Below are 23,884 nucleotides of genomic sequence, written 5' to 3' on the forward strand. Positions count from 1 at the left end.
CTAGAGCTCCCGCTGCTCGGCCACCCTCGCCGAGCTGGCCGCCCAGCGCTCGTACTGGTCCAGCACGTCGTGGCACACGTCCTCGACGTCGTAGGACATGAGGTCGTACCCGCCGGCGATCGGCTGCGCGACCTGCAGCCGGGTCGTCCGGTCGTGCGCGAGGCGGCCCAGCCCGTAGGTCGGCGCCGGGCCCCGCCTGACCTGGACCGGGTAGGTGAAGCCCACCTCGTCTCCCTCGGCGGCCACCAGCAGCGTGGCCGACCGCACGACCCGCGCCTCCGGGTCGGCCTCGCTCACCTCGACCCGGGCCGGCACGCCCTGCTCCTCGAGCGCGTCACGCACCGCGTGCAGCGCCGGGACGACGACGTCGTCCAGCCGCTCCTGGGCCTGGTCCACCGTCACCGAGCCGAAGGACTGCGCCAGCCGCAGCCGCCACGGCACGCCGCTCGCCTCCCGGCCCACCAGGGAGGTCGTCACCGAGTCCTGGAAGGCCCAGGTGCGGGTCCGCTCGTGCTCCAGCGCACGGTGCAGACCGACCATGACGGCCACGATGACGAAGGCGAACGGCAACCCCATGATGATGGTCGCGCTCTGCAGCGCCGGGATCCCGCCCACGAGCAGCATCGCGATCGTCAGCACGCCGGTCGCCACCGACCAGACGATGCGCAGCCAGGGCCGGGCGTCGGCCTCCCCGCTCGGGAGCTCGGAGGACAGGTTGGCCATGACCAGCGCCCCGGAGTCGGCGGAGGTGACGTAGAACAACAGCCCGACGAAGGTCGCCAGCGCCACCACCGCGAGCCCCAGCGGGTACTGCTGCAGCAGCGTGAAGAAGCCCAGCTCCGGCGTGTTGACGGCCGCCTCGCCGAAGGCCTCGTCGCCGTCCCGGATCTGCTTGACCGCGCTGTTGCCGAAGATCGACACCCACATGACGATGTAGCTGAACGGGATGGTCATCGTCCCGAGCACGAACTGCCCGATGGTCCGGCCCTTGGAGATCCGGGCCAGGAACATCCCGACGAAGGATGCCCAGGCGATCCACCAGGCCCAGAAGAAGAGGGTCCAGAAGCCCATCCACTCGGCGGGGTAGTCGAAGGCCATCGTGTCCAGGGTCATCCCGGGGAACATCGAGACGAAGTCGCCGACGTTCATCATCATCCCGCGGAGCAGGAAGGCCGTCTCACCGGTGACGAGCACCCAGCCGGCCAGGCCGATCGCCAGCAGCACGTTCAGCTGGCTGAGCAGCCGGATGCCCTTGTCCACGCCGGTGGTCGCCGAGATCGTCGCCACCAGGATGGCGAGGACGACCAGCCCGATCTGCGCGGGTATGCCCTGGGAGACGCCGAAGAGCACGTCCAGCCCCACGTTGAGCATGACGACGCCGATCCCGAGCGAGGTCGCGACCCCGAAGATGGTGCCGATCACGGTCGCGATGTCGACGGCGTCGCCGAGCGGACCCTTCACCCGCTTGCCGATCAGGGGGTAGAGGGTCGAGCGGACCGCGAGCGGCAGGCCCATGCGGTGCGCGTAGTAGCCGAGGGCGATGCCCATGAGGGCATACATGCCCCACCCGGTGATGCCGTAGTGGAACAACGTCCACACCGTCGCCTCACGGGCGGCCTCGAGGGTGCCGCCCTCCCCCTGCGGGGGGTAGAGGTACTGCGAGGCGGGCTCGGCGACGGCGTAGAACATCACGTCGGTGCCGATGCCCGCGGCGAAGAGCATCGAGGCCCAGGCGAAGGTCGAGAACTCGGGTCGGTCGTCGTCCTGGCCCAGCCGGACCCGGGAGTGCCGGACCCCGAGGTAGAGGACGAAGACGAGGATCACGGTGGCCAGGACGATGTAGAACCACCCGAACCACTCGGAGGTCCACCCGACCACGACACCGAGCACCTCGGAGGACTGGGTGGGGGCGATGAGCGCCCAGAGCGCCACCGCCGCGGTGATCGCGCCCGAGACCGCGAGCACGGTCCACTTGGTGCGGGGCTGGCCGGGTGGGGCGAGCGTCTCGGGCGCGGTGTCACGGGTCGTACTCATGGGGTCTCCTCCTCGTGCGGCGCCATCGCGCGCACCGCGCTGGGCACCTCCTGACGGGTGTCCCACGCCTCGTTGCGGGGATCGCCCGGCGGGTACAGGGGCATACCGGCACCGGCGCGGAAGACCGGCGGGTGCTCCGGCGCCAGCGGGGTGTTGCCGGCGATGAGGTCGGCAGCCTTCTCGGCCACCATCATCACGGGAGCGTAGATGTTGCCGTTGGTGATCGTGGGGAAGACGGAGGCGTCCACGACGCGCAGCCCCTCGGTCCCGTGCACGCGCATCGACCCCGGGTCCACGACCGCCGTCTCGTCCTGCGAGCTCCCCATCCTCGCCGAGCAGGACGGGTGCAGCGCGGTCTCGGCGTCCTGCGACACCCAGTCGATGATCTGCTGGTCGGTCTCGACCGCCGGCCCGGGTGAGATCTCCCCGCCGTCGAAGGCCGCGAACGCGGGCTGGGACAGGATGTGCCGGGCGGCGCGGATCACCTCGACCCACTCGCGCCGGTCGTTCTCCGTGGAGAGGTAGTTGAACAGGATCGACGGGTGGTGGAAGGGGTCCGCGTCGGTGATCCGCACCCGTCCCCGCACGTCGGAGTTCATCGGCCCGATGTGCACCTGGAAGCCGTGCTTGCCCTCCGGGGCGGTCCCGTCGTAGCGCACCGCGATCGGGAGGAAGTGGAACATCAGGTTGGGGTAGGCCACCTCGTCGTTGGTGCGGATGAAGCCGCCGGCCTCGAAGTGGTTGCTGGCGCCCACGCCGCTGTCGAAGAACAACCACTGGGCCCCGATCCACGGGGCCTTCCACTTCTTCAGCCACGGGGCGATCGAGACCGGCTGCAGGCTGGTGTGCTGCAGGTAGACCTCGAGGTGGTCCTGCAGGTTCTCCCCCACCCCGGGCAGCTCGACCCGCGGGGTGACGCCCGCCGCCCGCAGCACCTCGGGGTCACCGACCCCGGACAGCTGCAGCAGCTGGGGCGAGTTGAAGGCGCCACCGCACAGGATCACCTCACCGGCCTCGACCGAGTGCTGGCGGCGAGGTGGCCGGACGAAATCGACACCGGTGACCCGGTGGCCGGACCAGCGCAGCCCGGTGACCATGGCGAGGGTGGCGACGTCCAGGTTGGCGCGGTCACGGACGGGTCGCAGGTAGGCCCGCGACGCCGAGAGCCGGCTGCCCCGGTAGACGTTCCGGTCGAACGGCGCGAACCCCTCCTGGCGGTAGCCGTTGACGTCGTCGGTGCGGGAGTACCCCGCCTGGGTGGTGGCCTCGAAGAAGGCCTGGAACAGCGGCGTCGAGGCCGGGCCGCGCTCCATCTTCAGCGGACCGGACCCGCCGCGCCAGGCGTCGGCGCCCGCCAGGCAGGTCTCCATCCGCTTGAAGTAGGGCAGGCAGTGGGCGTAGTCCCAGTCCTGCATCCCGTCGAACTCGGCCCACTTGTCGTAGTCCCCGGCGTTGCCCCGCTGGAAGATCATGCCGTTGATGGACGAGGACCCGCCGAGGACCTTGCCGCGGGCGTGCGGCACCCGGCGCCCGTCCATGTGCGGCTCGGGGTCGGTCTGGTATGCCCAGTCGTAGAGCGGGTTCCCGGACGGGAACATCAGCGCGGCCGGCATGTGGATGAGCGGGTCGACGAGGTAGTCCGCGCGCCCGGCCTCGAGCACGAGGACGGTGCTGCCCTCGTCGGCGGACAACCGGTTGGCCAGGGCCGAGCCGGCGGAGCCACCACCCACGATGACGTAGTCGTAGCGCTGCCTCATGCCTGCTCCTCGCTGCTCGTGCCCTGCTGCTCGTGCCGGTCGAACCAGTCCGCGACCGCGGGTCGGGTGTTGTGCCAGACGTGCTTGGTCTCGAGGTACTCGTGCAGCCCGGCCACGCCGAGCTCGCGCCCGATGCCGGACTGCTTCATCCCGCCCCACTCGGCCTGCGGCACGTAGGGGTGGTAGTCGTTGATCCAGATCGTGCCGTGCCGCAGCCGGCCGGCGACCCGCTCGGCCCGTCCCGCGTCCTGGGTCCAGACCGCACCCGCGAGGCCGTAGATGGTGTCGTTCGCGAGCGCGACGGCGGCGTCCTCGGCGGCATCCCGGTCCTCCCCCGAGAAGGTCTCCACGGTGAGGACCGGGCCGAAGGACTCGTCCTGGACGCAGGACATGTCGCTGGTGCACCCGTCCAGGACGGTCGGCGGGTAGTAGGACCCGACCTCCAGCTCGCCGCCAGGCACCTCACCGCCGCAGCGGACGACGGCGCCCTCGGCGCGGGCGGCCGCGACGTAGGCCTCGACCTTGGCGCGGTGCTCGTCGCTGATGAGCGGACCGGTCTCGGCCCGCTCGTCGAAGGGTCCGCCCATCCGGATCCGCTCGGCCCGGCGGACCAGCTCGTCCACGACCTCGTCGTGCACCTCCTCCTCGACGATCAACCGGGCGCCGGCCGAGCACACCTGACCGGAGTCCAGGAAGATGGCGGTCAGCGCGTTGTCGATCGCCGCGGGCAGGTCCGCGTCGGCGAAGACCACGTTGGGGTTCTTGCCACCGAGCTCGAGGGCGATCCGCTTCACCGTGGGCGCGGCCGCCGCCATGATGGTCCGTCCCGTCACCACGCCACCGGTGAAGGAGACGAGATCGACGTCCGGGTGGGAGGTCATCGTCGGCCCCACGTCGGCGCCCGTGCCGGTGAGCAGGTTGCCCACGCCGGCGGGCAGGCCGGCGCGCTCCAGCGCCCCCATCAGCCAGATCGCGGTCTGCGGGGTCAGCTCGCTCGGCTTCAGCACGAAGGTGTTGCCCGCCGCGAGCGCCGGCGCGACCTTCCAGGACGTCTGCAGCAGCGGGAAGTTCCACGGCGTGATGAGCGAGCAGACACCGACCGGCTCGTGCACGACGCGCGAGGAGACCCCCGGCATACCGGTGTCGACCACCCGGCCCGCCTCGCCCTGCACCAGGTCGGCGAAGTGCCGGAAGACGCCGATGATGTCCTGCATGTCGATCCGGGACTCGGCCATCCGCTTCCCGGTGTCCAGCGACTCCAGCCGGGCGACCTCGTCCAGCTCGGCCTCCAGCAGGTCGGCGACGCGACGCACCACGCCGGCCCGCTCCGGGGTCGGTGTCTGCCGCCAGGCACCCTCGTCGAAGGCCGTCCGGGCGGCGGCGATCGCGGCCTCGGCGTCGGACGCGTCCGCCTCGGACACGGTGGTGACCACCTGGCGGTCGGCCGGGCAGGTGATCTCGCGCGTCCGCCCGGAGGCGGAGGCGCGCCACTCGCCGCCGATGTAGAGCGTGCGCACGTGGGGCTCCTCCTTCGTCGTCGTCGTCGGGTGCGCCCACTCTAGCCAGCCCCGGGGGTCCTCGGCCGGGCTGTCGCTAGGGTGGTCGGGCATGGACCGTCCGGCCGTGGATGGCGCGAGGGACCGGCCTCGTCTGGGGGCCGTGTTCTGGGTCTCGCTGGTGCTCTCGCTCGGCTTCGTCCTCGCCGGGCTGCTCTCCCCCGGCCGGTTCACTGCGGTGCTCGAGGCGACCCGGGATCTCGTGGTGGGGCGGATCGGCCCGATCTACCCCGTCACGATGCTGCTCATCCTGGTCTTCGTCGTGGTCCTGGCCACCTCCCGATACGGACGGATCCGGCTGGGCGAGGCGGGGTCGCGCCCGGAGTTCGGGTTCGTCTCCTGGATGGCGATGCTGCTGAGCGCGGGGGTCGGCCTGAGCTTCCTCTTCTGGGGCACGGCGGAGCCGCTGATCCACTACGCCGAGCCTCCGCACGGGATGGCGCCGTCGGAGTCCGAGCAGGCGGCCCGGGACGGTCTGCGCTACTCCTTCCTCTTCTGGGGCTTCCACGCGTGGGCGCTCTACGCCGCCGTCGCGGTGGCGGTCGGCCACGCCAGCCACCGGCACGGGCGCACGGTGCTCATCAGCGCGACGCTGCGCCCGTTGCTGCGGCGGCACGCGGACGGACCGGTCGGCACGGTCGTGGACCTCTGCTCCGTCTTCGCCATCCTCTTCGGGGTCGCGACCTCGCTCGGCCTGGGCACCCGGGAGCTCAACGCCGGGCTGGAGCACCTCGCCGGCGTGCCGGACGCCTACGGCCCCAAGATCGCGATCATCGTCGGCCTGATGACGGTGAGCACGATCTCGGCGATGACCGGTCTCGGGCGGGGCATCCGCATCCTCTCGCTGGCGAACCTGACGCTGTGCGGGATGCTGCTGCTGCTCGTCCTGGTCCTCGGCCCGACCCGGGTGATCCTGCAGACCCTGGGCACCGGGGTGGTCGACTACGTGCGGCACCTGGTGCCGATGAGCCTGGCGACCGAGGGTGGGTCGGACCGCCGCTGGGAGCAGGAGTGGGTCTACTTCTTCTGGGCCTGGTGGATCGCCTGGGCACCCTTCGTCGGCACCTTCATCGCCCGCATCTCGCGCGGCCGGACCATCCGCCAGGTCGTGACCGGGGTGGTGGGCACCTCCGGGACGGTGACGCTGGTGTGGTTCTCGGTCCTCGGTGGGACGGCGCTGGAGGCCGAGCGCAGCGGGGCGGTGGACGTCGCCGGGGTGGCCGCGGACAGCAAGTCCGTCGCCACCCTGGAGGTGCTGGGGACGCTGCCCTCGACGTCCCTGGCCCTGGTGCTGCTGGTGCCCGTCCTCGCGCTGCTGTTCATCACCTCGGCGGACTCGGCGTCCTTCATGCTCGGCTCCGCCACCTCAGGGGGCTCGATGCGTCCACCGAGGCCGCTGCGGCTGATGTGGTCCTTCGCGGCCGCCTTCGCCGCGGTGCTGCTGCTGACCGGCGGGGCGGACAGCCTCCGTCACGCCGCCGTCATCGCCGCGGTGCCGTTCACCCTCATCCTGGTGGCGCTGTGCGTCAGCCTCGTCCTCGACCTCCGGAGTGACCGGCCCGGTCACACGTTGCGGCGGTACTGACCCCCGACCTCGAAGAAGGCCTCGGTGATCTGGCCCAGGGAGCACACCCTCGCGGCGTCCATGAGCACGGAGAAGACGTTGTCGCCGGCCATCGCGGCCTCCTTGAGCCGGCCCAGGGCCGCCTGCGCCTCGTCGCGGTGCTCCTCCTGGTATGCCTCCACCCGCTGCAGCTGCGACTGCTTCTCGGCCTCGGTCGCCCGCGCCAGCTCGACCTCCACCTCCTCACGGTCGGCCTCGGGCCGGCGGAAGGTGTTGACCCCGATGATCGGCAGGCTGCCGTCGTGCTTGCGGTGCTCGTAGAGCAGCGACTCGTCCTGGATCTTGCCGCGCTGGTAGCCGGTCTCCATCGCGCCCAGCACCCCGCCGCGCTCGCTGATCCGGTCGAACTCCGCGAGCACCGCCTCCTCGACGAGGTCGGTGAGCTGCTCGATGATGAACGACCCCTGGTTCGGGTTCTCGTTCATCGCCAGGCCCCACTCCTTGTTGATGATGAGCTGGATCGCGAGCGCCCGGCGCACGGACTCCCCGCTCGGGGTGGTGACCGCCTCGTCGTAGGCGTTGGTGTGCAGGGAGTTGGCGTTGTCGTAGATCGCGATGAGCGCCTGCAGCGTGGTGCGGATGTCGTTGAAGTCCATCTCCTGGGCGTGCAGCGACCGGCCCGAGGTCTGCACGTGGTACTTCAGCTTCTGGCTGCGCTCGTTCGCGCCGTACCTGTCCCGCATGGCGACCGCCCAGATCCGTCGCGCGACGCGGCCGATGACGGAGTACTCGACGTCCATGCCGTTGGAGAAGAAGAAGGACAGGTTGGGCGCGAAGGCGTTGATGTCCATCCCGCGGGCGAGGTAGGACTCGACGTAGGTGAACCCGTTGGCCAGGGTGAACGCCAGCTGGCTGATGGGGTTCGCCCCTGCCTCGGCGATGTGGTAGCCGGAGATCGAGACCGAGTAGAAGTTGCGCACGCCCTGCTCGATGAACCACTCCTGGACATCACCCATCATCCGCAGCGAGAACTCGGTGGTGAACAGGCAGGTGTTCTGCCCCTGGTCCTCCTTGAGGATGTCCGCCTGGACGGTGCCGCGGACGTTCTGCAGGGCGTAGGCGCGCAGCTCCTCCGCCTCCGCCCCGGACGGCTCACGGCCCTCACGCTCGCGGAAGGCGTCGACCTGCTGGTCGATCGCCGTGTTGAGGAAGAACGCCAGCACCGTCGGTGCCGGACCGTTGATCGTCATCGACACCGACGTCGTGGGGTCGACGAGGTCGAACCCGTCGTAGAGCGCCTTCATGTCGTCCAGCGTCGCGATCGACACGCCCGAGGTGCCGACCTTGCCGTAGATGTCGGGACGTGGCGCCGGGTCGTGCCCGTAGAGGGTGACCGAGTCGAAGGCGGTCGAGAGGCGGGTGGCCGGCTGTCCCTCGGACAGCAGCTTGAAGCGGCGGTTGGTGCGGAACGGGTCGCCCTCCCCGGCGAACATCCGGGCCGGGTCCTCGTTGTCGCGCTTGAAGGCGAAGACCCCGGCGGTGTAGGGGAAGGACCCCGGGAGGTTCTCGCTGCGCCAGTAGCGCACGAGCGCTCCCGCCTCGTCGTAGGTCGGCAGCGCCACCCGCGGGATGCGGTTGCCGGAGAGCGACTCCTTGGTCAGCGTCGTGTGGATCTCACGGTCCCGGACCTTCACCACCTGCTCGTCGCCGGAGTATGCCTCGACCCGGGCGGGCCAGCCGGTGATCATCTCCTCGATCTCGGTGGGCAGCTCCCGACGCGCGTCGGCCAGGAGGTCGTCGACGCCGTGGTCGGTCTTCCCCGCGGCCGCCAGCTCGTCGTCCACGGCGGCGAGCCGCTCCACCCGGCGGGCGGCGAGGGCATACCGCTCCGTGTCGTCGTGGTAGCCGCGCACCGTGTCCGCGATCTCGGCGAGGTAGCGCACCCGCTTCGGCGGCACCACCTGGCGGATCATCGAGGAGTAGCGCACGTCCACGACGGGCAGGCTGCCCTCCTGCACGGTCAGCCCCTGCTCGCCCAGAGCGGAGCGCAGCTCCTGGTAGAGCGCCGTCACGCCGTCGTCGTTGAAGGTCGCCGCCGAGGTGCCGTAGACCGGCATGTCCTCCGGCTTGGCGCCGAAGGCCTCCCGGTTGCGGACCAGCTGGCGGCCCACGTCGCGCAGGGCATCCATGGACCCGCGGCGCTCGAACTTGTTGATGGCCACCACGTCGGCGAAGTCGAGCATGTCGATCTTCTCCAGCTGGCTGGCCGCACCGAACTCCGGCGTCATGACGTAGAGCGAGGTGTCGACGTAGGGGACGATCCCGGCGTCGCCCTGCCCGATGCCCGGCGTCTCCACGACGACGAGGTCGAAACCGGCCGCCTTGAGCACGTCGATCGCCACCGGCAACGCCTCGGGCACCTCCGACTCGCCCCGGGTGGCCATCGACCGGAACATCACCTGGGCCCCGCCGATCGCGCCCATCCGGATCCGGTCGCCGAGCAGTGCGCCGCCACCCTTGCGCCGCGTGGGGTCGATGGCGATGACGCCGACGCGGAGCCGGTCGCCCTGGTCCACCCGGAAGCGTCGCACCAGCTCGTCGGTGAGGGAGCTCTTGCCCGACCCGCCGGTGCCGGTGATGCCCAGGACCGGCGTGGCGCGCTCCCGCGCCGCCGCGGCATACCGCTCCCGGTCCGCCGCGGGGAGGGACCCCAGCTCGGCACCGGTGATCGCCCGCGCGACCGCGGTCCGCTCCCCCGCCAGCACCGCCTCCACGTCGGCCGCACCGACCTGCCACATGTCGTAGTCGGCGTCGGTGATGACCTGGTTGATCATCCCCGGGAGGCCGAGCCGCTGGCCGTCCTCCGGGGAGAAGATGGTCACACCCGCGTCCCGGAGCCGCGCGATCTCCTCGTCGACGATGACGCCCCCACCCCCGCCGACGACCTTCACGTGCCCGGCCCCGGCGTCGCGCAGCTGCTCCACGAGGTACTCGAAGTACTCGACGTGGCCGCCCTGGTAGGAGGACACGGCCACGGCGCTCGCGTCCTCGTCGAGCACCGCCTCGACCACCTCGGCGACCGACCGGTTGTGCCCCAGGTGGATCACCTCGGCCCCCTGGCTCTGCATGATCCGCCGCATGATGTTGATCGAGGCGTCGTGCCCGTCGAAGAGGCTGGCCGCCGTGACGACGCGGACCGGGTGCTCCGGTGCCCTGAGGGAGGGCTTCCCGCTCGCCTGACCCGCCCCTGCCGCGGTCCCTGCGCCCTGGTCGTTCTTCACCGTGCATCTCCTCGTCGAGTGGGCCGTGCCCTTCGATGGTAGTGGACATCGAGGCCGGAGTTGACGTGCCCGTCAACAAGAGAGACATGGTGCCGGTCGATGGCGCGGCCCGGCTGCCGCGCACGTACGCTCACCCGTGTGAAGAGTCTCGTGCTGGCCGCCCTCGCCACCGTCCTCGGTCTGCTGCTCGCCCTCGCCGGCTCCGACGGCGGGCAGCAGCTGTCCGGCGGCATGCCGGTCCTGCTGCTCCTGGTCCTCGTCGCCTTCGGGATCAACTGGGTGGTCTACGTCCCGTCGTTCCTCGCCCAGACCGAGCGGTACTTCGACCTCACCGGGTCGCTGACCTTCCAGCTCGTCGCCGTCCTCGCGCTGGTCCTGGCGGAGGAGCGGGACGCCCGCACCTGGATCCTCGCCGGCATGGTCCTGGTGTGGGCGCTGCGGCTCGGGATCTTCCTCTTCCGGCGGGTCGTCCGGGCCGGCAAGGACGGGCGCTTCGACGAGCTGAAGAAGAGCTGGTCCCGCTTCCTGCTGGTCTGGACCACGCAGGGGCTGTGGGTGACCTTCACCGCCGGCGCCGCGCTGGCCGCCATCACCTCGGCCACGAAGACGCCGCTGGGACTGCTCGGGTATGCCGGCATCCTGGTGTGGCTGGCCGGGATCACGGTGGAGTCGGTCGCCGACGCCCAGAAGTCGGCCTTCAAGGCCGACACCGCGAACGAGGGCGACTTCATCTCCTCCGGCCTGTGGTCCGTGTCGCGACACCCCAACTACGTCGGCGAGATCCTGCTGTGGACCGGCGTGGCCATGCTGGCCGCCGCCGCCCTGTCGGGGTGGCAGCTGGTCACCCTCGTCTCCCCGGTGCTGATCTATCTGCTGCTGCGCTTCGGCAGCGGGGTCCCGGCCCTGGAGCGCCGCGCCGACGACAAGTGGGGCGGCCGGTCCGACTACGAGGCGTACAAGCAGCGCACCCCTGTGCTCTTCCCCGTCGGCAAGGGCTGACCTGGTCTGACGCTAGGTTGGTCCCCATGAGCGCATCGGGACGTCAGCAGGCCCTGGACCGTATGCAGCAGGCCGGCGTGAGCCAGCCCGCGCGCGACACCTTCGCCCGGCACTACGACAACCTGGCCGCCGGCGCGACCGGCCTGATCGCCGAGGCCGACGTGGAGCCGGCGCTGCCCGCGGCATACCTCCAGGAGGTCGCGGTGAGCGACGAGGAGGCGCGCGCGGCGCTCTCGGCCACCGCCGTCATCACCCTCAACGGGGGTCTCGGGACCTCCATGGGGCTGGCCGGTCCCAAGTCGCTGCTCCCGGTCCGGGACGAGCTGACCTTCCTCGACATCACGGTGCGTCAGGTCCTCGCGCTGCGCGAGCGCTACGACGTGCGGCTCCCCCTGACCTTCATGGACAGCTTCTCCACCCAGGAGGCGACGCTGCAGGTGCTGGGCCGCTACCCGGACCTGCCCGTCGACGGCCTGCCGCTGGACTTCCTGCAGAGCCAGGAGCCGAAGCTGCGGGCCGACGACCTCGGGCCGGTGACCTGGGAGGCCGACCCGCGTCTGGAGTGGTGCCCCCCGGGGCACGGCGACCTCTACCCGTCGCTGCTCGCGAGCGGCCTGCTCGACCAGCTGCTCGACGCGGGCTTCCGGTATGCCTTCGTCTCCAACGTGGACAACCTCGGTGCGGTGGCGGACGGGCGGGTGGCGGCGTGGTTCGCCGCGAGCGGTGCCGGCTTCGCCGCGGAGGTCTGCCGACGCACCGAGATGGACAAGAAGGGTGGTCACCTGGTGCGGCGCCGGGCCGACGGGCGCCTGGTGCTGCGGGACACCGCCCAGACGGCCGAGGAGGAGATGGTGCACTTCATGGACGGGGACAAGCACCCGTTCGTCAACACCAACAACCTCTGGTTCGACCTCGCGCGGCTGCGCGCGATGCTGACCGAGCGGGACGGGGTCATGGAGCTGCCGCTGATCCGCAACGCCAAGACCGTCGACCCCACGGACAAGAGCTCCACCCCGGTCATCCAGATCGAGTCGGCCATGGGCAGCGCGGTCGAGCTCTTCGAGGACGCGGCGTCCGTCGCCGTCACCCGCGACCGGTTCGTGCCGGTCAAGACCACCAACGAGCTGGCCCTGCTGCGCTCCGACGTCTACCAGGTCGACGACAGCACCTACCGGCTGCGCCGGAGCGTCGACCCCGCGCCGGTGGTGGACCTGACCAAGGCGCACTACGGCATGATCGGCGACTTCGACCAGCGGTTCCCGGCCGGTGTGCCCTCGCTGGTGGACGCGACCCGGCTGCAGGTCGAGGGCGACTGGTCCTTCGGCAGCTCGGTGCGGGTCGTCGGTGCCGCGGTGCTGGGACCCGAGGGCGGCACCGTCGAGGACGGGGAGACGCTCGGTAGCCCATGAGGGCCCTCGTCGACGACCTCGGCGGGGACCTCACCCTGCCGGACGGGCCGGTGCGGCGCGTGGTGTCCCTGGTGCCCTCGCTCACCGAGGCGCTCGCGGCGACCCGGCCGGAGGCGCTCGTGGGTGCCACCGACTGGTGCACCCACCCGGCCGACCTCGGCGTGACCCGGGTGCGCGGCACCAAGAACCCCGACCGGGCCGCGGTCGCGGCCCTCGAGCCCGAGCTGGTGGTGTGCGTCCAGGAGGAGAACCGCGAGCTGGACGTGCGGCGGATGCGGGACGCGGGCCTCCCGGTCTGGGTGGGCGTGGTGGAGTCGGTGGACGACGCGCTGCGGGTGCTGCGGACGATCGTCGTGGAGGTCCTCGGCTGGGAGGAGCCCGGGTGGCTGGTCGAGGTCGAGCGGCGCTGGGCGGCTCCCACCGACCCCGCGGCGGCCAGGGGCAGCGTGGCGGTCCCCATCTGGCGCGACCCGTGGATGGTCGTCGGCGCCCGCACCTACACCACGGACCTGCTGCGGCGCGCCGGGCTGGTCAACGTCTACGGCGAGCACCAGGACCGCTACCCCGCCGTCGAGGTGGACGCGGTGGACGGTGCGGGCGCCGACGTGGTGCTGCTGCCGGACGAGCCCTACGTCTTCACCCCGGACGACGGCCCGGAGGCCTTCCGCCGGTCGCCGGTCCGGCTGGTGAGCGGCCGGGTGCTCACGTGGTACGGCCCCGCGATGCTCGAGGCCGCGGACCTGCTGGACGGGCTCCCGCCCGGCCGCTAGGCCGTCCCGCCCTCGACCAGGTGGGTGGGCAGCACGGTCGAGCGGACCTCCCGCCCGTCGAGCAGGTCGCGCAGCATCCTGGTCGCCTCGCCCGCGAGCAGCTCGCCCGAGTTGGCCACGGTCGTGAGGCGTGGATGGGTGAGCTGCGCCGCCGGCGAGTCGTCGTAGCCGACCACGGCCACGTCGCGCGGCACGACCCGCCCGCTGGCCTGCAGCTCGCTGACCCCGGCGGCGGCCATGAGGTCGGAGGCCACGAAGACCCCGTCCAGCTCCGGGTGCGCGGCCAGCAGGCGCCGCATGGCCACCCGCCCGCTCTCGGAGGAGAAGTCGCCGTGCTCCACCGCGTCGCCGGCCAGGCCCGCCGCCCGCACCGTCTCCCGCCAGCCCACCAACCGGTCCCGGCTGGCCGCCATGTCCTCCGGCCCGGCCACGGTGCCGATCCGGCGGCACCCGCGGTCCAGCAGCCGCTGGGTCGCCAGCCGGGCTCCGCTCACGTTGTCCAGGTCCACGAACGGCAGTCCCTGACCCGACGGCGGGGGCCGGCCGATGACGACGGTCGGCAGACCGATCTCGCCGAGGACCGCGGTGACCCGGTCGTCCAGGTGGGCGCTGAGCACGATGGCGGCATCGGTGTGGCCACCGCGCAGCCACCGCTCCAGCCGCTGGGTGTCCCGACCCGCGCGGGCGAGGACGAGCACCATCTGCAGGGGCGTCTCCTCCAGCCCGGTGCTGATCCCCCGCAGCATGCCCATGATGACCGGGTCGGCGAAGACCCTCTTCTCGCTCTCGGGCACGACGACCGCCACCGAGTCCGGCTCCGGCACCACGAGCGCCCGGGCCGCCCGGTTCGGTCGGTATCCCATCTCGGAGACGGCCCGGGTGACGGACTCCCGCGCCTCCGCACGCACGCGTGGGTCGCCGTTGACCACGCGCGACGCGGTGGCCCGGGACACGCCCGCCTGCGCGGCGACGTCCTCCAGGGTGGGGCGCCGGGACCGGGCCACCAGGCCCGCCCCGTCTCCTCGACCGCCGCGTCGACGCTCTGCTCGCGCAACCATGGCGATCCTCTCTCTCGCTACCCGACCGAGCCCGATCCTGCCACGTCGGCGAACCACTGCCCGCTCGCCTTGGGCGTGCGCCGCTGGGTGTCGTAGTCGACGCGCACGATGCCGAACCGCTTGGTGTAGCCGAAGGCCCACTCGTAGTTGTCCAGCAGGGACCAGACGAAGTATCCCCGCACGTCGGCGCCGTCCTCGACCGCCGCGTGCACGGCCCGCAGGTGGCCGTCCAGGTAGGCGATCCGGTCCTGGTCGTCGACGTAGCCCTCCTCGTCCGGCACGTCAGGCATCGCCGCACCGTTCTCGGTGACGTAGATCCGGGTCCCCGCCGGGCCGGTGTAGTCCCGCTGCAGCCGCAGCAGCAGTAGGCGCAGGGCGTCCGGCTGGATCTCCCAGCCCATGTCGCTGACCGGTATGCCGCGGCGCACCGTCCGGACGTGCTCGGACCCGACGTTCGGCGAGGGACCGTCGAAGGCGCGGGCCTGCCGCGCCGCCTCGGCCGCCCCGGACGGCTCCGGGCCGGTCACCATGGTGCCCGCGTAGAAGTTCACCCCGAGGACGTCGATCGGCGTCGAGATGGCCTCGAGGTCGCCGTCCTGCACCAGGTCCGCGGGCCACAGCTCCCCCAGGTCCTCGATGACGTCGGCGGGATAGGCGCCGCGGGTGATCGGCTCGACGAAGAAGCGGTTGGCCAGGCCATCGATCCGCCGCGCCGCGTCGACGTCACCGGGCGAGGCGGGGTCCTGGGGCTGGGTGTCGGTGAAGTTCAGCGTCAGCCCGAGCTCCAGCTCCGGGTCGCGGCGGCGCAGCTCCTGGACCGCACGGCCGTGCGACAGCAGCAGGTGGTGCGCGGCCCGCAGCGCGTCGGACGGCTCGGTGCGACCGGGCGCGTGCACGCCGGCGGCATACCCGAGGAAGGCCGAGCACCACGGCTCGTTGAGCGTGGTCAGGTGCCGGACCCGGTCGCCGAGCCGGTCGTGCACGGCCAGGGCGTGGTCGACGAACCGGTCCACGACACCACGGTCCGGCCAGCCCCCCGCCTCCTCCAGCGCCTGCGGCATGTCCCAGTGGTAGAGCGTCACCCAGGGCAGGATGTCCGCCTCGAGCAGCTGGTCCACGAGGCGGGAGTAGAAGTCCAGGCCCTGCTGGTTGAGGGTGCGCCCGTCCGGGAAGACGCGCGCCCAGGACACCGAGAAGCGGTAGGCCCCGAGCCGCAACGAGCGCATGAGAGCCACGTCGTCGGGCATCCGGTGGTAGTGGTCGCAGGCCACCGCCCCGGTGTGCCCGTGCAGGACCTTGCCGGGCGTGGCGGAGAACGGTCCCCAGATGCAGTCCGCCCGGCCGTCCTCGTGCACCGCACCCTCGATCTGGTAGGCCGCGGTGGCGGAGCCGAAGAGGAATCCGTCGGGGAAGGTGATCTGCGTGGTCATTGCTTGACGGCTCCTTGCATGATGCCGGACACCAGCTGGCGCCCGGCGACGACGAACAGGACGAGCAGCGGGATCGTGGCGAGCACGGCACCGGCCAGGACCAGCGAGTAGTCGACGAAGTGGGCGGCCTGCAGCTGCTGCAGCGCCACCGGCAGCGTCGGGTTGGCCGGTCCCAGCACGATGAACGGCCAGAAGAAGTTGGTCCAGGTGGCGACGAAGGTGAACAACCCCAGCATGGCCGCGGCGGGCCGGGCGGCCGGGACTCCGACGTGCCAGAAGGTGCGGAACATGTTGGCGCCGTCGACCCGGGCCGCCTCGATGAGCTCGGTGGGCACGGCCTGCCGCAGGTACTGCGTCATCCAGAACACGCCGAACGCGGTGACCAGCCCCGGGACGATCACGGCCGTGAGCTCCCCGGTCCAGCCCAGCCTGGCCATGACCTGGTAGAGCGGGACGACGCCGAGCTGGGTCGGCACCGCCATCGTCGCGATGACGAAGATCAGCAACGGCCCCGAGCCGCGGAAGCGGAGCTTGGCGAAGGCATACCCCGCGAGGGTGGAGAAGAAGACCACCGAGGCGGAGACCGTCGTCGACACGATGATCGAGTTGACCGTCGCCCGCCAGAACTCCACCGTGTCGAAGACGGTCGCCGCGTTGCGCAGGAAGTTGCCTCCCGGCACGAACGGGAACGGGTCGCGCGAGAGGACCGTGGAGTCGTGGCTGGCGATGAGGTAGGACCACCACAGCGGGAACATGCTGCCGAGGACGACCGCGGCGAGCAGACCGTAGACGATCCAGCTCGGCCGTTCGCCGCGATGGCCGCGCCGGCGCTCGCGCCCGGCCTGCGCCTCGTCGGTCTCCGGCGGTGCCGGCACTGGCGTGGTGCTCATCGGCTCTCCTCGCTCGCGATGCGTCGGCTGAAGGCGAAGTTGACCAGCCCGATGGCCACGATGAGGAGGAAGAGCAGCACCGCGACCGCCGAGGCCCGGCCGAAGTCGGCGCGGGTCCACCCCAGCTCGTAGAGGTACAGGGTGAGGGTCTGCCACTGCCCGTCGGACCCGCCCCGGCCGTACTGGTCGTACATCTTCGCCTCGTCGAAGATCTGCAGGCCCCCGATCGTGGAGGTGATGATGACGAAGATCATGGTGGGCCGCAGCATCGGGATGGTGATCGAGACGAACCGGCGCAGCCCGCTGGCCCCGTCGATCGCCGCCGCCTCGTAGAGGTCGCGTGGGATCGCCTGCATCGCCGCCAGCAGGATGAGCGCGTTGTAGCCGGTCCAGCGGAAGTTGACCATGGTGGCGATGGCCACGTGGCTGGCCAGCCGGTCCGAGTGCCATCGGACCGGCTCCACGCCGACGGTCTCGAGGAGGGTGTTGATCAGGCCGAAGCGGTCGGCGAAGAGGTTGGAGAAGATCAGCGCCACCGCGACCGGGGCGACGACGTAGGGCAGCAGCACCCCCATCCGCCAGAAGGTCGCGGCGCGCAGCTTGTGGTCCAGCAGCCCCGCGATCGCCAGGGCGGCGAGGACCTGCGGCACCGAGGAGAGCACGAAGATGCTGACCGTGTTGACCAGGGCCGTCCAGAAGTCGTCTCCGGTGAGCACGTCGACGAAGTTCTGCGCCCCGACGAAGGCGCCCTGGCCCATGATCTGGTCCCAGTCGTGCAGGGCGACCCAGCCGGTGTAGATGAGCGGGAACAGCCCGGTGACGAAGAACAGGATGAAGAACGGGGCGATGTAGGCGTAGGGCGAGACGGCGTGGTCCAGCCGTCCGAGACGGCCGCGACCAGGTCCGTCCCCGCCCCGCCGGCCCCGGCGACCGGCCCGCTGGGGGGCCGGTGCCGGGGCCTGCGTGGGGGTGGCGACCGTCATGCTCAGCGCAGGTCGTCGACGGCGGAGACGAACTTCGCCCAGCTGCTCTCCGGGTCGTCGGTCTCGTCGACGTCGACCCGGCTGATGGCATCCTGCATCGCGGTGTTGACCTCGAAGTACTTCGGGCCCTTGAACGGGGTGACCGTCACCGCCTCGGCGCGCTCGGCGAAGATCTCGCCGGTCGGTGCGTCGTTGAAGAAGGCGTTGCTGGACTCGGCGAGCGTGTCGGAGTCCAGCGCCTCGGTCTGGCTCGGGAAGGTGCCCCGGGCCTCGAACGCCTTGATCTGCTGCTCCGGCGCGGTCAGCCAGGCGGCGAGCGCCGTGGCCTCCTCGATGTTGTCACCCTGCGCGGGGACGGTGAGGTAGGAGCCGCCCCAGTTGCCGCCACCACCGGGGAAGACGTTGGCGACGTCCCAGCCCTCGATGTCGGCGGCGTTGCCCTCGATGACTCCCATCATCCAGGCGGGGCAGAGCATCGTGGCGAACTCGTCGCCCTGGAAGGCGGCAGTCCAGTCGGCACTCCACTGACCCAGCCCGGCGGACAGGCCGTCGTCGACGGAGGCGGCCAGCACCTGGTCGTAGAGGTCACGGATCTCGGGGTTGTCGGTCGCGATGATCTCGCCGTCCGGCGTCTCGTAGGGCTGCTCGACCTGGTTGATCATGCCCTGCCAGAGCGCGCCGGCCGAGTCGTACCAGGCGATGTCGGTCTCGGCGACGAAGTCCCGGCCGACCTCGAAGTAGGTGTCCCAGTCACCCTCGAGGAGCGCGGCCACCTCCTCGCGGTCCGTGGGCAGACCTGCCTGCTCGAAGAGGTCCGCGCGGTAGCACAGGGCCTCCGGACCGATGTCGGTGCCGTAGCCGAGCAGCATGCCGTTCTCGAGGGTCACGGCCTCGGTCTTCCAGTCCAGCCACCGGCCCTCCACGTCCGGTGAGCTGAGGTCGGCGAACTTGTCGGGGTACTGCTGGAACTCGGTGACCCAGTCGACCTCGATCGCCTCGATGTCCGCCGCTCCCGAGTCCGCGCCCAGGCTGTTGCGCAGCGCCGCACGGGCGTTGTCGGCGGTGTCCGCCTTGACGTGCTGAACGGTGATGCCCGGGTTCATCTCCTCGTACTCGGTGAGCAGGTCCTCGTACCCGAACTCGTTGAAGGTGGCGACCGAGAGCGTGATGTCGCCGCCGCCCTCACCGCCGCCTGCGCTGCTGTCGCTGTCGTCTCCGTCACCGCTGCCCCCGCCGCACGCGCCGAGCGCCAGCGTGGCGGCGGCCGTGGTGGCGAGGAGCATCCTGCGTCGCGTGGTGTGCATGCCAACTCCTTTGGTGGTCTGCGCCTCAACTGTGAGAGCGCTCTCACGAATGCTGCACGGCGCGGACGCGAGTGTCAAGGGTTTGTGACCGAAACGAGACCGACGACATACGTAGCGTCATCTCGCCAGGCGCACGAGGCCCATCTCGCCCCCGCGCACGAGGCCCATCTCGCCCCGGCGCACCTGGCGCTTCCGGGCACCGCTGATCTTCCCGAATTCGACTGTTGGTTTCGTCGCCATGGCGACGAAATCAACAGTCGAATTCGCAAGGTCAGCCGGTGGCGAGGGCCCTGCGCAGGACGCGCTGCGCCTCGTCGACGACCCGGCGGACCACGTCCCCGGCCGCCGGGACGTCATGGATCAGCCCCTGCGACTGGCCGACCGACCAGATGCCGGCATCGAGGTCGCCCTCCTCGAAGACCCTGCGCCCGCGAGACCCGGCCACCAGCTCCCGCACGTCCTCGAACTCCCCTCCCTCGTCCAGGATGCGGACCACCTCGCGACTGACCTCGTTGGCCGCCACCCGGGCGGTGTTGCGCAGCGGCCGGAAGATCAGCACCGTGTCCAGCTCCCCCTGCTCGACGATCCCGCGCTTCACCTCGTCGGCGACGGGCGACTCGGTCGTGCACATGAAGCGGGTGCCCATGTTGATCCCGTGCGCCCCGAGCACGAGCGCGGCCGCGAGCCCGCGACCGTCGGCGAACCCGCCGGAGGCGATGAACGGGATGTCGAGCGCGTCGGCCGCAGCAGGGATGAGGATCAGGCCGGGGACGTCGTCCTCGCCGGGGTGACCGGCGCACTCGAAGCCGTCGATGCTGACGGCGTCCACGCCGATGCGCTGGGCCTTGACCGCGTGCCGGACGCTGGTGCACTTGTGCAGCACCGTCAGGCCGGAGTCCTTGAGCAGGTCCATGAACGGCTCGGGGTTGGCTCCGGCCGTCTCGATCACCTGCACCCCCGAGTCGGCGATGGCACGGACGTAGTCCTCGTAGGGCGGCGGGTCGATGGTCGGCAGGATGGTGAGGTTGACGCCCAGCGGCTTGTCGGTCAGCGTCCGAGCCCTCTCCACCTCGGTCACCAGGTCGGCCGGGCTCGGCTGGGTGAGCGCGGTGATGATGCCCAGGCCACCGGCCTCGGAGACGGCTGCGGCGAGCTCGGCCCGGCCGACCCACATCATGCCGCCCTGGACCACGGGGTGTTCGATGCCGAGCAGGTCGGTGATGGGGGTGCGCACCAGGTGACCCTCTCAGACGCCGCGTCGGTCAGCTCAGCCGCACGTTGATCTGCTGGATCTGGGTGAAGCCCTCCAGCATCCCCTCGAGGGAGAACTCCCGGCCCTGCCCGCTGGCCTTCATCCCGCCGTAGGACTGGCCGACCTGCTGCCCGCCACCCTGGTTCACCTGCACCCAACCGGACTCGATGCGCTGCGCCGTGCGCAGGGCCATCCCCAGGTCCCGGGCGAAGACGAAGGCGGCGAGTCCGTAGTGGCTGTCGTTGGCCATCGCGACCACCTCGTCCTCCTCGTGCCAGCGCAGCACGGACAGGACCGGGCCGAAGATCTCCTCCCGCGCGATCCGCCAGTCGTTGTCGACCTGGGTGAGGATCATCGGCGCGTGGTAGAACCCGGGCTCCCCGACCGTGAGCGTGTCCCGACCGTCGTAGGCTACCTGGACCCCCTCGGCCGCCAGACCCTCGTCGATGAACCCCTGGACCCGGTCCCACTGCCGCTGGTTGATGATGCAGCCGATGTCCGTCGCCTCCTCGCGCGGATCACCGACCCGCAGCTCACCCACCCGCCGCACCAGCTTCTCCAGGAAGCTGTCGTGGATCGCGTCGTGCAGGAACAGGCGCGAGCCGGAGGTGCAGCTCTGCCCCTGCCGGGCGAAGCGGGTCGCCAGCAGCACCTGCTCGACCACGTCGTCGGTGTCGGCGTCGGGAAAGACGATGCACGGGCTCTTGCCGCCGAGCTCCAGGCTCACGTGGGCGAGCCGCTCCCCTGCCCGCGCCGCGACGCCGGAGCCGGTCGCGGTCGAGCCGGTGAACGACACCTTGTCCACGCCCGGGTGCTCGACCAGGGCGTGGCCCACCTCGGGCCCGTAGCCGGTGACCACTCCCAGCACACCCGCGGGCAGGTGCCGGGCGCACACCCGCGCCAGCTCCAGGATCGTGGTGGGCGCGTCCTCCGCGGCCTTCAGCACCACGGCGTTCCCCGCGACCAGGGCGGCCGGGAGCTTGAAGGCGGCGATCATCAGCGGGCTGTTCCACGGCAGGATCCCCGCCACCACCCCGAGCGGGAGCCGCCGGCTGAGCGACAGCGCGTCGGTGCCCACGGGCAGGGTGACCCCCTTGAGCTCGCCGGCCAGCCCGGCGAAGTAGCGGAAGGCCGTCACCAGCAGCTGCGCCTCGGGCCTGGCCTGGGTGCGCAGCGCGTTGCCGGTGTCGAGCGCGGTGAGCGCGGCGAGGTCCTCGACCACCTCCTCCAGGTCGTCGGCGATCCGCAGCAGGGCTCGTTGCCGCTCGGTGAAGGTCAGGGCCGCCCACCCCGGCTGGGCGGCCGCCGCGGCTCGCACCGCCCGGTCGGCGTCCTCCGCCCGCCCGCGCGGCACGGTGGCGATCACGCGGTGCCGGTCGATCGGCGTGATCACGTCGATCGTCTCACCGGTGGCTGCGTCCACCCAGCTCCCGTCGATCAGCATCTGGTATGCCCTCGGCGCGGTCGCCTCGAAGCTCGGGAAGGTGCCGGTGCTCATGGTGCTCCCTCGTGCGGTGGTGGCCACGAGCCTAGCCAGCACGCCACCGCGCCCGGTGGGCGTGTGAGAACGTAGCCCTCATGGCGCGCCGCATCCTGGTCCTCAACGGACCCAACCTCGACCTGCTGGGCACCCGGGAGCCGCACATCTACGGCACCGCCACCCTCGCCGACGTCGAGGCGCTGTGCGCCGAGCGGGCCGCCGCGCACGGGCTCGAGGTGAGCTGCCGGCAGAGCAACCACGAGGGCGAGCTGGTCGAGGCGCTGCACGAGGCGGGCGCGGACACCGAGTGCGTCGGTGTGGTGCTCAACGCGGGTGCCTACACGCATACCTCCGTCGCGCTGCACGACGCGATCACGGCGACCGGCGTCCGCGTCGTCGAGGTGCACATCTCCAACCCGCACGCCCGCGAGCCGTTCCGGCACACGTCCTACCTGTCCTCCGTCGCGGAGATGGTGGTGGCCGGTGCCGGGGTGCGGGGCTACGGGTATGCCGTCGACCAGCTGGCGACCGGCTGAGCCGTCGTCAGCTGCGCGCACCGTCCAGGACCGCGCGCGCCGCGTGGTAGCCACCCAGGCCGCTGACGCCTCCACCGCGCCGCGAACCGGCCCCGGCGAGCAGCACGCCGGGGTAGGCCGTGTCCACGCCCCACCGCTGCGCCGCCGTCTGCAGCGGCGCGTCGTCGTCGGCGAAGGGCCAGTCCAGCGGCGTGTGGAAGATGTTGCCGCCGGGCATCGCCAGGGCGTCCTGCAGGTCCCGGGTCGTCCGTGTCTCGACGCACGGCCGGCCCGAGGGATCGGTGAGCACGACGTCCTCGATCGGCTCGGCCAGCACCGACGAGAGCGAGTCCAGGACCGCTCGCTGCAGCTCCTCCCGGGCCTCGGGGCCGCGATCGTCGAGCAGCCGGTCGGGGGTCTGCAGGGTGAAGACCGTCATCGTCTGCGCGTCGGGGTGCTGCTCCCGCAGCTGCGGCGACAGGATGCTGGGGTCGGTGAGCGTGTGGCAGTAGATCTCGGCCGGCATCGGGGCGGGGACCCGACCCTGCTCGGCTGACGCGGCGGCCTGCTGCAGCTGGGTGTAGGTCTCGTTGATGTGGAAGGTCCCGCCGAAGGCCGCCTCGGGGGCCACCCCGGTCTCCCGCAGCCGGGGCAGGCGGGACAGCAGCAGGTTGACCTTGACCTGCGCGCCCTCCACCCGCTCCCCGCGAGCCGCCCCGGCGACCTCGTCCAGCACCGCCGGCGCTGCCGCCCAGAGGATGTACCGAGCCGTGGCGCGGTGCGGCGTCCCCTCACCGTCCTCCCAGGTGAGCGCGCCCTCCTCCAGACCGGTGACGGTGGCGTCGGTGACCAGCTCGGCGCCGGCCGTCCTGGCGGCCTGCTCCAGCTGACCGGACACCTGCCCCATGCCACCGATCGGCACGTCCCAGTCACCGGTGCCGCCACCGACGACGTGGTAGAGGAAGCAGATGTTGTGCCGCAGGTGCGCGGCGTGCGCGTCGGCGAAGGTGCTGATGAGGCCGTCGGTGAGGATGACGCCGCGGACCAGGTCGTCCGCGACACTGGCCTCGATCACCTCACCGAGCGGCCGCTCCAGGAAGTCCCGGACCAGTCCGGCGTCACCGATGCGACGTGCCATCTCCCGGCGCCGCACCAGGGGCTCGGTCATGGTGGGCCAGACCGCCTGCGCCAGCTCGCCCACGCGCTCGTAGAACCGCTCCCACCGCGGTGCGTCAGCAGCCGCCCCCACTGCCGCGAACGAGGAGGCCGTCGCCGCCGGGTCGCCGTTGTCGATGAGCAGGCCGGCGTCACCGCCCGGGACCGGGGTGTAGGACGAGTAGCGGCGCCGGGCCAGGGACAGGCTCAGGCCCAGGTCGTCCACGACGCGTCGCGGCATCAGGCTGACCAGGTAGGAGTAGCGCGAGAGCCGCGCACCCATGCCCGGGAAGGCCTCGGCCGAGACGGTGGCGCCGCCCAGCGCCGCCGAGCGCTCCAGCAGCAGGACCGAGTGTCCCGCCGAGGCCAGGTAGGCAGCCGCGGTGAGGCCGTTGTGCCCGCCACCGACCACCACGACGTCGTGGGTGGAAGTCATGGACCGATGGT

Annotated in this window: 17 protein-coding genes; 5 read left to right on the forward strand and 12 right to left on the reverse strand. The window is 71.5% G+C overall.

The genetic code is table 11. The features are described from left to right. Genes betT through FXF60_RS04455 form a run of 3 tightly spaced genes read right to left on the reverse strand, consistent with a single transcriptional unit; the run spans nt 1 to nt 5,401 of the window. Nucleotides 1-2,034 carry a choline BCCT transporter BetT gene (gene betT, locus FXF60_RS04445; RefSeq protein WP_151524066.1) on the reverse strand — a complete coding sequence of 678 codons (2,034 nt, stop codon included), beginning with the start codon at nt 2,032-2,034 and terminating at the stop codon, nt 1-3. After that, complete coding sequence (betA, locus tag FXF60_RS04450; protein WP_151524067.1) at nt 2,031-3,791, reverse strand: choline dehydrogenase; 1,761 nt, start codon at nt 3,789-3,791, stop codon at nt 2,031-2,033. Before betA ends, betT begins: the two co-directional genes overlap by 4 nt. After that, nucleotides 3,788-5,401 carry an aldehyde dehydrogenase family protein gene (locus FXF60_RS04455; protein ID WP_202879559.1) on the reverse strand — a complete coding sequence of 538 codons (1,614 nt, stop codon included), beginning with the start codon at nt 5,399-5,401 and terminating at the stop codon, nt 3,788-3,790. The genes betA and FXF60_RS04455 overlap by 4 nt, the downstream gene beginning before the upstream one ends. Between FXF60_RS04455 and FXF60_RS04460 the strand changes: the two genes are divergently transcribed. Beyond that, entirely contained in the window at nt 5,400-6,932 is a 1,533-nt protein-coding gene (locus tag FXF60_RS04460; RefSeq protein WP_151524068.1) for a BCCT family transporter, read from the forward strand. The two genes, FXF60_RS04455 and FXF60_RS04460, sit on opposite strands and share 2 nt — an antisense overlap. Here FXF60_RS04460 and icmF read toward each other — a convergent pair. Then, complete coding sequence (icmF, locus tag FXF60_RS04465; protein ID WP_151524069.1) at nt 6,911-10,192, reverse strand: fused isobutyryl-CoA mutase/GTPase IcmF; 3,282 nt, start codon at nt 10,190-10,192, stop codon at nt 6,911-6,913. The genes FXF60_RS04460 and icmF overlap by 22 nt on opposite strands. A 138-nt stretch (nt 10,193-10,330) precedes the next feature. On the opposite strand from icmF, the gene FXF60_RS04470 reads away from it, so the two are divergent. From FXF60_RS04470 to FXF60_RS04480, 3 genes are read left to right on the forward strand one after another with little or no spacing between them, the layout of a single operon-like run. Further along, a complete protein-coding gene (locus FXF60_RS04470) occupies nt 10,331-11,191 on the forward strand; it encodes a DUF1295 domain-containing protein (protein ID WP_151524070.1) in 861 nt (286 codons plus the stop codon). Between the two features lie 26 nt (nt 11,192-11,217). Further along, nucleotides 11,218-12,600 (forward strand): UTP--glucose-1-phosphate uridylyltransferase, encoded by a 1,383-nt coding sequence (locus FXF60_RS04475; RefSeq protein WP_151524071.1) that lies wholly within the window; start codon nt 11,218-11,220, stop codon nt 12,598-12,600. After that, nucleotides 12,597-13,370, forward strand: coding sequence for a helical backbone metal receptor (locus tag FXF60_RS04480; protein ID WP_151524072.1), 774 nt, complete (start codon nt 12,597-12,599; stop codon nt 13,368-13,370). The genes FXF60_RS04475 and FXF60_RS04480 overlap by 4 nt, the downstream gene beginning before the upstream one ends. Here FXF60_RS04480 and FXF60_RS04485 read toward each other — a convergent pair. From FXF60_RS04485 to FXF60_RS04515, 7 genes are all read right to left on the reverse strand, one after another. Beyond that, complete coding sequence (locus tag FXF60_RS04485) at nt 13,367-14,428, reverse strand: LacI family DNA-binding transcriptional regulator (RefSeq protein ID WP_151524073.1); 1,062 nt, start codon at nt 14,426-14,428, stop codon at nt 13,367-13,369. The two genes, FXF60_RS04480 and FXF60_RS04485, sit on opposite strands and share 4 nt — an antisense overlap. A 17-nt stretch (nt 14,429-14,445) precedes the next feature. Continuing rightward, a complete protein-coding gene (locus tag FXF60_RS04490; RefSeq protein ID WP_151524074.1) occupies nt 14,446-15,858 on the reverse strand; it encodes a GH1 family beta-glucosidase in 1,413 nt (470 codons plus the stop codon). Further along, complete coding sequence (locus FXF60_RS04495) at nt 15,855-16,748, reverse strand: carbohydrate ABC transporter permease (RefSeq protein ID WP_151524075.1); 894 nt, start codon at nt 16,746-16,748, stop codon at nt 15,855-15,857. The genes FXF60_RS04490 and FXF60_RS04495 overlap by 4 nt, the downstream gene beginning before the upstream one ends. After that, on the reverse strand, nt 16,745-17,731 hold the full coding sequence (locus tag FXF60_RS04500; protein ID WP_151524076.1) for a carbohydrate ABC transporter permease: 987 nt from the start codon (nt 17,729-17,731) through the stop codon (nt 16,745-16,747). Before FXF60_RS04500 ends, FXF60_RS04495 begins: the two co-directional genes overlap by 4 nt. A 2-nt stretch (nt 17,732-17,733) precedes the next feature. Continuing rightward, the gene (locus FXF60_RS04505) at nt 17,734-19,035 is read right to left on the reverse strand and encodes an extracellular solute-binding protein (protein ID WP_151524077.1); all 1,302 of its coding nucleotides are present in this window, start codon (nt 19,033-19,035) and stop codon (nt 17,734-17,736) included. Nucleotides 19,036-19,306: 271 nt separating this feature from the next. Beyond that, nucleotides 19,307-20,269 (reverse strand): NAD(P)H-dependent flavin oxidoreductase, encoded by a 963-nt coding sequence (locus FXF60_RS04510; protein WP_151524078.1) that lies wholly within the window; start codon nt 20,267-20,269, stop codon nt 19,307-19,309. Between the two features lie 28 nt (nt 20,270-20,297). Next, nucleotides 20,298-21,785, reverse strand: coding sequence for an aldehyde dehydrogenase family protein (locus FXF60_RS04515; protein WP_151524079.1), 1,488 nt, complete (start codon nt 21,783-21,785; stop codon nt 20,298-20,300). Between the two features lie 80 nt (nt 21,786-21,865). Here FXF60_RS04515 and FXF60_RS04520 point away from each other — a divergent pair, with 80 nt between their 5' ends. After that, the gene (locus FXF60_RS04520; RefSeq protein ID WP_151524080.1) at nt 21,866-22,303 is read left to right on the forward strand and encodes a type II 3-dehydroquinate dehydratase; all 438 of its coding nucleotides are present in this window, start codon (nt 21,866-21,868) and stop codon (nt 22,301-22,303) included. A gap of 7 nt (nt 22,304-22,310) precedes the next feature. Here the strand turns inward: FXF60_RS04520 and FXF60_RS04525 are convergent, their stop codons facing one another. Next, nucleotides 22,311-23,873, reverse strand: coding sequence for a phytoene desaturase family protein (locus FXF60_RS04525; RefSeq protein ID WP_151524081.1), 1,563 nt, complete (start codon nt 23,871-23,873; stop codon nt 22,311-22,313). Nucleotides 23,874-23,884 lie beyond the last annotated feature (11 nt).

Origin of the sequence: Serinicoccus kebangsaanensis (assembly GCF_008919445.1) — a bacterium.
In the GTDB taxonomy this organism is placed as follows: Bacteria; Actinomycetota; Actinomycetes; order Actinomycetales; family Dermatophilaceae; genus Ornithinicoccus; species Ornithinicoccus kebangsaanensis.